This is a genomic window from Sulfolobus islandicus Y.N.15.51, assembly GCF_000022485.1.
Lineage (GTDB): Archaea > Thermoproteota > Thermoprotei_A > Sulfolobales > Sulfolobaceae > Saccharolobus > Saccharolobus islandicus.
In genome coordinates this window covers 65,242-77,378 of record NC_012623.1, presented here as the reverse complement: position 1 = coordinate 77,378, position 12,137 = coordinate 65,242, and the positions used below count along the sequence as shown (strand labels likewise).

The window sequence follows — 12,137 nt, the reverse complement described above, 5'->3', positions numbered from 1 at the left end:
ATTTGTGGTGTATTGTGTATGAGATCAACAACAGTTGCAATCTTGGCCTTAATAACCATGTGGGGAATTTTAGGGTCATTGGTAATTTCGCAAGCTAACACTACTATCATTAATTCCATAACTATACCTACTTCCATGACATACATTGTAAAACTAATAAATAGTACTACTGTTGCAAATAAGACAATAACACATGTTTATAATTATACGCTAACTTACCAGGTGACCAAATTTGTTCAAAATGTGATTTACGTTAATATAAGTGGGAACTTCACTAACGGTAGTTTAAAACTAGGAAATGATGTTTATATTAAGAAAGGAGAGTACGAGGTAAATTTGTTATATCAACCATTATCGATTTATTATCCTTTCATAGAACCTAGTCTAATTTATAATACTTCATATGGAATAATAACACCAAATGAGACGATGGCCTTAGTCTATAAAGGTAAGACGTTCAGTATTACTAATGGAGTAAACTATACTTCATACAATTACTCAGTAAATATAAACAATCAACAAATAAGTGTAAATATACTTGGAAATGGTATAGTATCAAAATTAGAAAATAGATCTTTAGAACTAATCTTGCATTCCTTCTCGAACTTATCAACCATTCCGCTTAACTCGATAGTCAACAGTCAATATACAAGCTTCCTAAATAGATCGTATTTGTACGCCGTGTACAACTACTCCGCATTATCAAACTCTCTTATCCCTGAAGGTTATTTGCAAATAAGTTATCCAATTGTTCTGGGAAATGATACTATTACTGCACAGATAACTCAAATACAGATGAGAGCTGGGCAACAATTAGCGTTGCCGGCTTCATTATTGGGAGATTCAGTAAATTTCGTATTATATATTAACCAACCTCAAAACATACCTACCAGTTTTACGCTCAATGTAGGTGCAAAAAACATTACGTGGAATAATAACGTATTCACATTAGTTGGTGAAAGTAAAGTTTCTACTCCTATTGGAAACTTCATAGCATACCAGTACGTTCGTAATATTTCACAAAATCAAGTACAACAAGTTCTATACTTCACGCCTAATGGAACACTGATAAAGGAAGAAGTAGTTGAGATGATTAATTCCACAACGCAAATTCCATCTTTTAGCCTAAGCTTCGTTGGTAACAATTATATAAGTCCATACGAGACCTATCCTAACGTATTTAACTATACTAATACTTCGTTACCATTCAAAGTAATTAATCCTAATCTTTCATTTACCATCTCTATAGTAATTACCATAATCATTGTAGCAGTACTCGTAATATTACGTAAAAAGGATTAATAATTTTTTATCATAATCACGCTACAAGATGTAAAATATCACCATTAGAATGACCAATATTACCGCGACTATCAGCATCCATTTAGCTATACCCTTTGATGAGCCAAATACTATCGGTATCGGACCAATAAAAATTACCCCACCAACATGTGTTTTTTGATTCCTATCAGATGAATTGCTAGCTTCACGTATCATACCTACGAAAAGAAGAATTATCCCTATAAATATAAGGAGAATGCCTATATCGAATAAGATACTAAGATCCATAATTTATAGTGTTGGTTGGAGGGATTTAATTTTATTTGCTAATATCTCTATTTCCTTAGGTATTTCAATCGTGTCAGCATTAGTTATAAGTTCTCCTATAGACATCCTAAGCTTCTCGTACTCTATACCTCTTTTTCTTAAAACATTTATAATCCATCTCAAGTTTTCCTCTTTGCCTAAATCTCTTATTTCCTTCTCATCTGGATATATGCCAAGCCTTCTCAAGACCTCTAATAGGGCTTGTTTACTATAGAAATTCTCCACCTCACGACTTAAAGGAACACAATAATCCTTTAAGGTCATATCAAGCTTGTCACATAATCCAAGGAATATCACGTCCAAGTTCAACATATTTTTCAATTTGAGCCAATGTTGTAATTCTAAGTCTGATGATACTTTATAGACAGATATACCATTATCTTCCACATTTATGTTAAGCCTCTTTAACCAATTCACTATTACAGAGGGTTCTGCTAACTCACTTGTCAGTATTATAATCCTACTAAACAAGATACTACTTAAACTGGCATTTAACAAGCTTATAGTACCCCTTAGATCTGCTGTCGGTTTCACTGTTATCGCAGTGGAATTTCCGTTAACTCTTCTCATAACGACATAACTATCCGCTGACATTTCCACGATGTATGGGGAATGTGTAGTAAGGAAAGACTGTAATATGTTATTATCCGTCCAGTTCTTAATTAATTTCATGATTTTAGCTTGAAGAGTTGGATGCATATTCACCTCTGGTTCTTCAATTAGTAATATCTTATTCCCACTGAGCCAGATTATAAATAACATAAGTATGACTCTCTGGAAACCACTTGCAGCCAAATCTACATATATCGGCAAATTATACACGTTAAGTACCAATCTTCTTCCATCCCAAAATTCCATTCCTTTAACTTCTGGTATTGTTGCAGCTACCAAATTAACGAAATCATACCAGTACTTTCTTAAGTTAATCGGTGACTTATTCATATCAGTCATTCTCCTCAACGTTTCGTCAAAATACGCCTGGTCGAAGATAGGTACATACTCAATGGCTTGTGAAGCGTATTCAGCCAATTTCTTTGCAACCTTCAAATCGTCCTCTCCCGGAGGAGATCCGTTTATATAAAGAGTATCCAAATTCCATTCTACAAACTTATTATTATACCTCATTTTATTTACTATCTCTAATGTTATCTTCTGATTTTTACCTACGATTTTATTTGCTTCTTCGGGCGAAAATTCTACTTTTCCTCCTATCATAATAGGTTTTGAAACATCATAACCTTGCCATAATAATATGAACTCCTGATTCCTATCTTCTACTGACCTTTTTTCTATTCCGGCTGACAAATTTTTAATAAATAAGAAGATGGATGAAAATAGATTAGTTTTTCCATATCCGTTATAGCCAACGACTACGTTAAACCCACCTAGATCTTTTAAATTCACCTCACTGAGACTCCTAAAGTTCGACACGTAAAATTCAGTAATCCTCACTACAGATCACTCTACGGTAATACTTAGCAGAATAAAATATAATCGTTAACAGGCTTCTTTAACGTTAATCTATTGTTAGAGAAAAAACGGAGTATTATCTGCAAAAACGCTTAAAAGACTCCTTTTATGCTACCTCCATCTACTGGTATTAAGGTACCGTTAACATAAGTAGCAAGATTGGATGCCAAAAATATTACAACGTTAGCAATCTCTTCTGGTTCTCCTGCTCTACCAAGAGGTACATCAGCGACAATCGCCTTAAGAACTTCCTCTTCACTTTTACTATCCCTCATCGCTCTATCTCTTACAATCTGAAGCAGCCTTTCCGTCTTTGTCCAACCAGGCATTATTCCATTTACTAAAATTCCTTTAGGTCCCAGTTCTCTTGACGCAACCTTAATTAAGCCTGCTAATGAGAGTCTCACAACATTTGATAAATCGAGGTTATCTATAGGTTGCCTTAATGTGGTTGATGTAGATAGAATTATCCTACCTCCGCTTTGCATTAGCTGACCAGCTTCTCTGACTGCAATAACTGCACTGAGTAAAAGTAGGTTAAAAGCGTCTATCCAATCCCTATCTGTTAAGGAAAATAAATTTCCAGGTTTTGGACTACCGGTAACGTAAGCTAAAACCTCTAAGCCTCCAAGTTTTCTATATCCTTCATGAACTAGATACTTAACTTCTTGTGGATTCGTCAAATCTGCCTTTATATAACTTACATTGTCACCATAAATCTCCCTTAGTTTATTGTAGGCTTTTATTAGATTTGATTCTTCATGAGATGAAATAATTACTTTCGCGCCCTCTTCTAAAAAACGTTTGGCTATTGCTAAACCTATACCTTTACTTGCTGCTGTCACTATTACCTTTTTCCCCTTTATTCCCAGATCCATACAAGAAATTATCTAAAGTAATAGGTTTTGAACTTAATGCTTCTTTAACTTTTCTGAAATCTTCTTCTAGTATTTTTCTAATAGGTGGATTATAAAGAGCTGCAGCAGGATGATATGTGGGGAATACCAGAATCTTATATCCATACTCATTCCAAGTATAAAACTTTCCTCTAACTTTCCCGATGGATTCCATTTTTATGTTCATTATCTGGAATAGATAAGATGTGGAATGCCTACCTAAAGTTATTATAATACGAGGTCTTATCAATTCAATTTGTCTATGTAGATACGGTGAACAAGCAATTATTTCATCCTCCTCCGGATCCCTATTATTTGGAGGCCTACATTTAACTAAATTCGTTATAAATACGTCATCTCTACTTAGACCCAATACCTCGTTTATAAGCCTCGTTAACAGTTTACCAGCAGCCCCAACAAAAGGTTTACCCTCAATATCCTCGTTTTCGCCAGGGGCTTCTCCTATGAACATTATCTCAGCTTTATTATTACCTTCTCCAGGTACAGCATTTTTCCTATACTTCCATAATCTACACTTTTGACATTTTCTTACCTCTTCCGCAATAAGATCCAAGGTATCCATAATTCTCAGCCGGGGATAATTCTCTTCATTATCCAGTATTTCCCATCGACCTTCATCATCCCTATATACCTATTTCTTTTAGTGCATTATATATTTCCCCTTCAGCCCTACTGTCCTCCATTAACGGTTTCCTAACACTGCCAACGTTAATCCCCCTATACCTTAAACCTATCTTAATCCCACTTGGATAATCGCCTAAGCTTACTACATCTACTAATTTGTTCACCATTCTTTGAATCTCTATAGCCTTTTGAATATTACCTCTATCAAATTCCAAGAATAAATTAGTAACCAATTCTGGAACTAAATTAGAGATCCCAGAAACTGCACCATCTGCGTCATAGATAAGAGCAGAAAGGATCATCCTATCCTCTCCAATGAATACCTTAAAGTTCTTATTTACACCTTTTAATCCCTTCAAATACTTTAGGAAAGAGACGAAATCTGTAGTTGAGTATTTCATACCATTTAATACTTCCTCTTCCGCTAGTTTCTCAACTATACGAAGAGGAACATTATACCCAGCAAATGAGGGTATGTTGTATAAGAACAATGGTAAATCTATCGTGTTACGTAACTCGTTGAAATAGGTTACTAACCCTTTTTCTGAAGGTTTATGATAAATAGGTGGGACTGAAAAAATATAATCAACACCAATATCATAGTATTTTTTAGCCAATATTAGACTATTTTTGAGTGAATTCTCATTAATACCAGCGTATATTTTGCCTTTTGTAATTTCACGTATTTTACTGACGATTAATATTCTCTCATCTTGAGAAAGCATATTAAACTCTCCACTAGTTCCAAGAACCCAAAAGTCCTTAATCCCACTTCTAGTTAAAAAATCCAACAATTGCTGTAATGCTTCGACATTTATATTCTCTTTATCATCAAAGGGTGTAATAAGAGCGGAAATATTGTCTTTCACGACTATATGATTTAAAACAAAACTTTATTTATTTTTATTGAGAGTTGTTTCACAGATGTCTAACTTATCACGAAGAGAATTCTCATACTTGCTTATCATAAAGAGGTATAATGACGGTGGGGAGGGGGCCAAGATAAATAGGATTGCGAAAGACCTAAAAATAGCCCCATCAAGCGTTTTTGAGGAAGTATCCCATTTGGAAGAGAAAGGTTTAGTAGAAAAGAAAGAAGATGGAGTATGGATTACCAATAATGGAACAAGAAGTATAAATTACCTAATAAAGGCTCATAGAGTTATAGAGATACTACTAGTTAATATTGGAATAGATAAGCAAACGGCTTGCGAATATTCCAAACAGTTTGACTATCTTGTCCCTGGAGAAATCATTGATAAACTATATAATTACTTGGGAAGGCCATCTTATTGTCCACACGGATTGGAGATCCCACTCTGATTTCGTAAATTTAAACAAGAATTTAATAATAAACATTAAACTCAACACATCAAGTCAGCTATTTGTGACTTCCGCATAAATAGAGAGTTAAAATCATTTATTCCAAATAAACCTTAGCAAATTTAACTATGTTTACTTTAAAAGTACTAACAAAGTTTTACATAATCATAAACTTTTTAAAGTTAAAACTAGATTAAGTTATTATGTTTCAAGACCCATCATTTCAAATAACCGTGACACCATTGCAATACGTACTCTCTATTATTTCTGGAATATTAGTAGGATTCAGTCTTGGTCTTATTGGAGGAGGAGGGTCAATCCTTGCAATTCCGCTTCTATTGTATTTTGTTGGGCTAGCAAATGGAATTGCACCAGGTACGCCAGAATACAGTTACATAACACATCTTACTTTAGGAACTACTGCACTCGCCGTTGGTATTAACGCATATATTAATTCCTATATGCATTTCAAGAGAGGAAACGTTAGGGTATCAGAGGGAATAGTATTCACAATTCCAGGGATAATAGGGGATATAATAGGTGCTTATTTAAGTCATTTAATGTCAGGTGCATTAATACTATTTCTCTTCGGCTTTCTGATGATAGCGGTGGCAATTAGAATGTGGAAATCTAAATGCAATCCTAATAAAAGTATATTAAGCAATAACTCTCATAAACTAACTCTGCGTGAAAGGATAAAAATAGATAAAGTGCTCCCAGCAGGATTTCTAGTAGGATTCGCATCAGGCTATTTCGGGATAGGAGGAGGGTTTCTAGTAGTCCCAGGTTTACTATTTAGTACTGGGTTAGATATGCTTAGGGCTGTAGGTACATCACTTATTGCAGTAGGTACATTTGGCGTTGCCGCAGCCATTACATACGCAGTGTATGGGTATGTTGATATAGTAATAAGCCTATTATACCTAGTGGGAGGAGTAGCAGGTGGATATGCTGGCTCCGCGATTGCATCGAGAATGCCAAGGCAAACTTTAAGAAAGTTATTTGCAATAATTATTATTCTTGTTGCTATATATACTATGTACGTAAATAGAGTAGGAGTAGTAGATCTATTGCATTTTCTGTAAATCTTGATAGTATTGTTCAATTTCGTCAGATATAATAACCAATGATCTTTTGACGTTTTCAAGTATTAACTCATAATTTTCCTCCTCTAAACCCTTATTGATACTGTTTACCAAATCTCTAAACCTTTCCACATTAGAAAATTTTCTGAAGAACCCCGTTAGTTCCTTCCTAACCCATTTGAATATAGTTCTATCCTTTCTCTCTTCAATATGTAATTTCACCTTTTCTAAAGACATCTTAGCTAAAATTAAATCTTGAAGTTCATAGAATTTTTTTGTAGTAGACATTACATGAAATAACTTGCTGAAGGATTTTATATAGATATACTTAATGCTGAGGAATAAAGTTATAATTTATTATATACCCATTATCGCTTATGAAAGATTCTGAGTATTATGTTTGGGTATTAGTCGGATCAATAATATTGACAATTATACTACTTTCCATGGCTCCCTTAGTTCCAATAGATGAGCCACTTGTATATAGGGCAAGTAGTGGAGTAACATATAATCTCACAATTCCGGTAGGAGTATCATTTTCTGCATTTATAGCGCTAATTATATTTATAATATCTATTTTATTAGTCTCTGGTTATAAAAACGATTATTACAATATGATCATAGACGCATCTGGTATAAGTTTTGCATTTCTAAATTATCTTAATTATTACCTAATATGGTATGTATGGAGACCACAGATACAAATGCTACCTTTTCTTGTTGAAATAAGTTATAACCATGCTGCTACATTACAACTGGATATAGGCCAGATAGTAATTGTTATATTCTTGTATAGATTGTATAAAAGATTGAGAAAGCCCCGTTCCCTATCTGGGCCTGACGAGAAGTTATAAAACGCGTGAAGGCTCACAGCCGAACGGGGTACATGATGATGCCTACATCGTCTAGACTAGTGAAGAAAGGTCGATGGACTGACTTATTCATAATATATTAGAACATAGTACGTGACATTATATTGGTTCCATATTGGAATTAAATATATCGTATTTGGAGACGCATCATAAAACGTAATTTTCACTTGAGTAGATACAATTTCATCATTAATCACAGTAGTATTAATCACGCTAACATTAAAAATTTGCTGAGTTACAGCTATATTTACTCTATCGTGAGCTGAGTAATAAATAGTTATTATAGCTGAATTATTGAATGAGTTTAAATCAATTATACTTGGATAAACATGAAATACTGGATCCTTGTTAATTACTAAAGAGGATTGAAGAGGGGAATAAATAAAGTAGGAATTTATATAGCTCCCATTGGGAGGTCTTGCATTCACAGTTAACTCATACATTTGTGGGGCATAGCCAGATTGTCGCTCCACAATGTTAGGCTTTTTTATAGCATATGTTATAAACATATGAGAGACATAAACTACTAAAGACGCAATAGCTAAGCTGACCAATACGCCAGCGATAACCATTAAGTACTGTTTCACATTAACTACGATATTCACATGGTATATATATCTATTCGCTACAACTATAATATTATTAAAAATTATAAGAACTGCCCTATCCTAGTAAGCTTTTTGGCATTTATTAAGTTATGAGAACTTTCAGTTTTCTTATTTGAATAAACTGAAGAATACATTTAGAATGGGGAGAAACTAGATTTTTTAGATAGAAAACCTTATTTGTAACGTTAAACTATAAGTAGTTAATGGAAGAGGAGTTGACAGGGACTGCTAGGAAAATATACCTCTACCTTCTTAGGCAGAAAAGACCAGTTGGAATTAGGAAAATACAAAAGGATCTTAATTTAAGTTCTCCATCCGTCGTAAGTTACCACATTAAGAAATTAATTGAAGATGGCCTTGTTAAGGAAGTTGATGAAGGATATATAGTTACTAAAGTGATATTGGAAGATTACATAAGGTTTAGAAGTGCACTTGTACCTAGATCGATCTTTCTTACTTCTTTTCTAGTCTCCTCACTTGTAATTCTCATATATCTTATTATAAGTCATCCCTTTTCAGCAGACATATTTTCATTAGTAGTAGTTTTCATAATCACTATAATTTCAGTTTACGATGTAACTAGAAAATATAAAAAGCTTAAATCTTTGTAATGTAATAATAGAATAAAAGTATAGTAATAAAGGAGAGAGAAACAGTTATCAAAGATGGATAAATATAGATAGGATTCTTATCATTAGACCACATAATAAAGTCTAGGAGAAAGGATCCAAATTGAGCAATTAAGAAGCTACCAAGTAATACTAAAACTGTAGTCAACTTCCCTCTAAATTCTTTTCTCATCCTTACAAATTCCAACACTACTAAGCTGGATAGAATCAGTGCAATTATTGCAATAGAGATATGAAGATACCACATCTTAAACATATGATGAATGATTAACAAGCTGACATTATTAAATTTTTACCCATATTTATCGACCTCTAGGTTTGACAAAACAACAAGCAAAAAGTTTAAACGTTTTAAGTATTAGTAATAATGATGATTACGACAAAAAGAATTAAGGTGATCGTAGCAAAATTAGGTTTAGATGGTCACGATAGAGGAGCAAAAGTGGTTGCAAGGGCGCTAAAAGATGCGGGAATGGAGGTAGTATATACTGGATTAAGACAAACTCCAGAACAGATAGTAAAAGCCGCATTACAAGAGGACGCAGATGTCATAGGAATTAGTATATTAAGTGGAGCTCATTTGGAGTTAATACCAAAAGTAATAGAGATAATGAGACAAAATGGGTTAAATGATGTAGGACTAATAGTGGGAGGAGTAATTCCTCCAGATGATATTAAAAAATTGAAAGATATGGGAGTGGATGAAGTATTTCTACCTGGAAGTAGTCTTAAAGAAATAGTAGAGAAGGTTAAAAAAGTAGCAAGGCAAAAAAGAGGTATAGATGTTGAATAATAATTTACCAAAATTAATAGAAGAAGCCTTAAATGGAAATGAGTTAGCAATAGCCAGATTATTAACAAAGATTGAGTATATGACCGATGAAGGAATAAGCGCATTAGGAGCTCTCTCAAAGAGATCAGGGAATGCACATGTGATTGGCATAACTGGAATCCCCGGGGCAGGGAAGAGTACCCTAATAGGGGGACTGATCCAGGAGTACGTATCTAGAGGACATCGAGTCGGAGTGATAGTAATAGACCCATCTAGCCCATACACTATGGGTTCCTTTATGGGAAATAGGTTAAGGTTTCAAGATAAGACAATGCTCAAGAACGTTTTCGTGAGAAGTATAGGATCTAGGGGATATCTTGGTGGGATTTCAGCAGAGGCACTAATGCTTACTGAAGCTCTAGATGGATTAGGATATGATAAAATAATAATAGAGACCGTTGGAGCTGGACAAACAGATACGGAAGTAGAGCAGAGTGTCCACACAATTCTAGTAGTAACAATACCTGGTGCGGGAGATGATATACAAGCGTTAAAGGCTGGAATAATGGAAATTGGTGATATATACGTTTTAAATAAGACTGATAGACCAGATGCTGAATTGACATTTAATACACTAAAATTCGCCATAGATAGCTCCGAGATTTCCTACAGAGATGGATGGAAACCACTTATCGTTAAGGCTGTAGCAATAAAAAATGAAGGAATTAGTGAAATAGTGAACAAAATAGAGGATCATCTTAATTATTTGAAACAAAAAGAGTTGTTTAAAAAGAGAATAATAGACAGAAGAGCTAAAATAGTTGAGTTAATAGCGAGAAGAAAAATAGATGAAATAATAAGTGAAATAGTTAAAAAGAACTACAACACAATTATAAATGAAGATATTACAGAAGCTGTCCCCAAAGTCATACATAATGTAAAAGAATTACTTAGGTAAAATCCCCCTTCTTTTCATCTCCCTAACCACCAATTCTCCAATCCTTGACAGACCGTAATATTTATGGTGAGTCCTTGTTTCCTTTTTCGGCTTGGCTTTTCTATCGGCAAATTTAATTATTTTCGAATTCTTTTCTTCTAATAATCCCATCTTAACTAGCTCCTCAATCTTTGGTGTAATCTCTTCTAGCCTCTTATGAGTCAATTTTGCATACGTTAGGGCATGATCTGCGTTAAGTTCATCTGCCAGTCTAAGAATATTTAACGCTAGATTATCATTTTTGACGATCTCCATATATGCATCGATCAACATTCTATCTTCTAAATGCCTTAATAGATGATCTCCTTCTCTGGTGAGCCTATAATACGTGTGATGCTTATGTACCTCAGAACTAAGCTTAAATTTGGCTTCAGTATTCTTTAGGGTTGCACCGTGAACTCTCTCTATTAAACCTAATCTTTCAAGATCATCCAATATCTCAACTATCTCAGCCAATGGAATCCTGGTGTTTAGCATTATCGACTTACCATAGTCTACATTAGCAATTTTCAAGTGTTTTAGAATAGTAAGATATCTTATATCTCTCAATATTATCCTAAGTTTAGCACTTAATTCCTCTTTATCACTCATTTCATCCCCTTGAGAAAATTAACAATTTTTTCATTAAACGTATTTGGATCATCTAAATAACAAGCGTGATTTTTACCTACAATTTCTAGTTTCGCATTTTTCACTTTATCTAATATTAACTCATAATTTCTTTTAGGAGAAACAGTATCACGAGAACCCCAAATTAATAATAAGGGAATCTTATTTAGTTTTGATATTTGGTCCTCAAACTCCTCTACACCAACAGCACCTACTAGTACTAGCCCATAAACAGATTCAGTATATTTAAGACTAAATTCTAGTACTGCCTTTCCACCCATCGAGGCACCCAGCAATATTGCCTTACTGATACCTAGAGAATTCATGAAGAGATTTATGAACTCTGAGAGACTAATGCCTTCAATCTTTTCGGAAGATCCAAATCCTGGAAAGTCCACCGAAATTGCCTTGTACCCTATATTCGAAATTGAGTCAACTGTATTAGTCTCTACCCACGTTCTTGCGTTGAACCTCGCACCGTGAAATAAAAGAACTGGAGAGCCGTCTCCACTCTCAATATAATGTATTTTACGTCCTTTTACCTCTAAGAACTTATCTATTAACTGCTGCATGAATAATTACTGGTTCAAAAAGTTATAAGCTTTTTTACATTTTTAACAGAA

General features: G+C 34.1%; 17 protein-coding genes. 7 read left to right on the top strand and 10 right to left on the bottom strand.

Features of this window, described 5'->3' with window-relative positions; all coding sequences use genetic code 11:
- Positions 1-18: 18 nt before the first annotated feature.
- Positions 19-1,302 carry a hypothetical protein gene (locus YN1551_RS00435; RefSeq protein WP_012716940.1) on the top strand — a complete coding sequence of 428 codons (1,284 nt, stop codon included), beginning with the start codon at positions 19-21 and terminating at the stop codon, positions 1,300-1,302.
- A gap of 21 nt (positions 1,303-1,323) precedes the next feature.
- Here the strand turns inward: YN1551_RS00435 and YN1551_RS00430 are convergent, their stop codons facing one another.
- From YN1551_RS00430 to YN1551_RS00410, 5 genes are all read right to left on the bottom strand, one after another.
- Positions 1,324-1,569: a TIGR00304 family membrane protein gene (locus YN1551_RS00430; protein ID WP_012712756.1), complete on the bottom strand. Its 246-nt coding sequence runs from the start codon at positions 1,567-1,569 to the stop codon at positions 1,324-1,326.
- Between the two features lie 3 nt (positions 1,570-1,572).
- On the bottom strand, positions 1,573-3,060 hold the full coding sequence (locus YN1551_RS00425) for an ATP-dependent nuclease (protein ID WP_012716939.1): 1,488 nt from the start codon (positions 3,058-3,060) through the stop codon (positions 1,573-1,575).
- Positions 3,061-3,170: 110 nt separating this feature from the next.
- Positions 3,171-3,956 (bottom strand): SDR family oxidoreductase, encoded by a 786-nt coding sequence (locus YN1551_RS00420; protein WP_012712754.1) that lies wholly within the window; start codon positions 3,954-3,956, stop codon positions 3,171-3,173.
- The gene (gene udg, locus YN1551_RS00415) at positions 3,907-4,557 is read right to left on the bottom strand and encodes a type-4 uracil-DNA glycosylase (RefSeq protein ID WP_012712753.1); all 651 of its coding nucleotides are present in this window, start codon (positions 4,555-4,557) and stop codon (positions 3,907-3,909) included. The genes YN1551_RS00420 and udg overlap by 50 nt, the downstream gene beginning before the upstream one ends.
- 61 nt (positions 4,558-4,618) lie before the next feature.
- Positions 4,619-5,488 carry a dihydrodipicolinate synthase family protein gene (locus YN1551_RS00410; protein WP_012712752.1) on the bottom strand — a complete coding sequence of 290 codons (870 nt, stop codon included), beginning with the start codon at positions 5,486-5,488 and terminating at the stop codon, positions 4,619-4,621.
- Positions 5,489-5,543: 55 nt separating this feature from the next.
- Between YN1551_RS00410 and YN1551_RS00405 the strand changes: the two genes are divergently transcribed.
- Together YN1551_RS00405 and YN1551_RS00400 are read left to right on the top strand one after the other, a co-directional pair.
- Positions 5,544-5,942: a metal-dependent transcriptional regulator gene (locus YN1551_RS00405; protein ID WP_012716938.1), complete on the top strand. Its 399-nt coding sequence runs from the start codon at positions 5,544-5,546 to the stop codon at positions 5,940-5,942.
- Positions 5,943-6,145: 203 nt separating this feature from the next.
- On the top strand, positions 6,146-7,027 hold the full coding sequence (locus YN1551_RS00400; RefSeq protein ID WP_012712751.1) for a sulfite exporter TauE/SafE family protein: 882 nt from the start codon (positions 6,146-6,148) through the stop codon (positions 7,025-7,027).
- Here YN1551_RS00400 and YN1551_RS00395 read toward each other — a convergent pair.
- Complete coding sequence (locus YN1551_RS00395) at positions 7,010-7,315, bottom strand: hypothetical protein (protein ID WP_012716937.1); 306 nt, start codon at positions 7,313-7,315, stop codon at positions 7,010-7,012. The two genes, YN1551_RS00400 and YN1551_RS00395, sit on opposite strands and share 18 nt — an antisense overlap.
- Before the next feature lie 89 nt (positions 7,316-7,404).
- Between YN1551_RS00395 and YN1551_RS00390 the strand changes: the two genes are divergently transcribed.
- Complete coding sequence (locus tag YN1551_RS00390; protein WP_012716936.1) at positions 7,405-7,881, top strand: hypothetical protein; 477 nt, start codon at positions 7,405-7,407, stop codon at positions 7,879-7,881.
- Between the two features lie 83 nt (positions 7,882-7,964).
- Here the strand turns inward: YN1551_RS00390 and YN1551_RS00385 are convergent, their stop codons facing one another.
- On the bottom strand, positions 7,965-8,504 hold the full coding sequence (locus tag YN1551_RS00385; RefSeq protein WP_012716935.1) for a hypothetical protein: 540 nt from the start codon (positions 8,502-8,504) through the stop codon (positions 7,965-7,967).
- Between the two features lie 206 nt (positions 8,505-8,710).
- Between YN1551_RS00385 and YN1551_RS00380 the strand changes: the two genes are divergently transcribed.
- On the top strand, positions 8,711-9,118 hold the full coding sequence (locus tag YN1551_RS00380) for a winged helix-turn-helix domain-containing protein (RefSeq protein WP_012710257.1): 408 nt from the start codon (positions 8,711-8,713) through the stop codon (positions 9,116-9,118).
- Here YN1551_RS00380 and YN1551_RS00375 read toward each other — a convergent pair.
- On the bottom strand, positions 9,105-9,392 hold the full coding sequence (locus tag YN1551_RS00375; protein ID WP_012715419.1) for a hypothetical protein: 288 nt from the start codon (positions 9,390-9,392) through the stop codon (positions 9,105-9,107). The two genes, YN1551_RS00380 and YN1551_RS00375, sit on opposite strands and share 14 nt — an antisense overlap.
- 111 nt (positions 9,393-9,503) lie before the next feature.
- Between YN1551_RS00375 and YN1551_RS00370 the strand changes: the two genes are divergently transcribed.
- Both YN1551_RS00370 and meaB read left to right on the top strand, forming a co-directional pair.
- Positions 9,504-9,929 (top strand): cobalamin B12-binding domain-containing protein, encoded by a 426-nt coding sequence (locus tag YN1551_RS00370; protein ID WP_012710255.1) that lies wholly within the window; start codon positions 9,504-9,506, stop codon positions 9,927-9,929.
- Positions 9,919-10,866 carry a methylmalonyl Co-A mutase-associated GTPase MeaB gene (gene meaB, locus YN1551_RS00365; protein ID WP_012712746.1) on the top strand — a complete coding sequence of 316 codons (948 nt, stop codon included), beginning with the start codon at positions 9,919-9,921 and terminating at the stop codon, positions 10,864-10,866. Before YN1551_RS00370 ends, meaB begins: the two co-directional genes overlap by 11 nt.
- Here meaB and YN1551_RS00360 read toward each other — a convergent pair.
- Together YN1551_RS00360 and YN1551_RS00355 are read right to left on the bottom strand one after the other, a co-directional pair.
- Complete coding sequence (locus YN1551_RS00360; RefSeq protein ID WP_012712745.1) at positions 10,855-11,496, bottom strand: DUF2250 domain-containing protein; 642 nt, start codon at positions 11,494-11,496, stop codon at positions 10,855-10,857. The two genes, meaB and YN1551_RS00360, sit on opposite strands and share 12 nt — an antisense overlap.
- Positions 11,493-12,086 carry an alpha/beta fold hydrolase gene (locus tag YN1551_RS00355; protein ID WP_012710252.1) on the bottom strand — a complete coding sequence of 198 codons (594 nt, stop codon included), beginning with the start codon at positions 12,084-12,086 and terminating at the stop codon, positions 11,493-11,495. Before YN1551_RS00355 ends, YN1551_RS00360 begins: the two co-directional genes overlap by 4 nt.
- Positions 12,087-12,137: the final 51 nt, after the last annotated feature.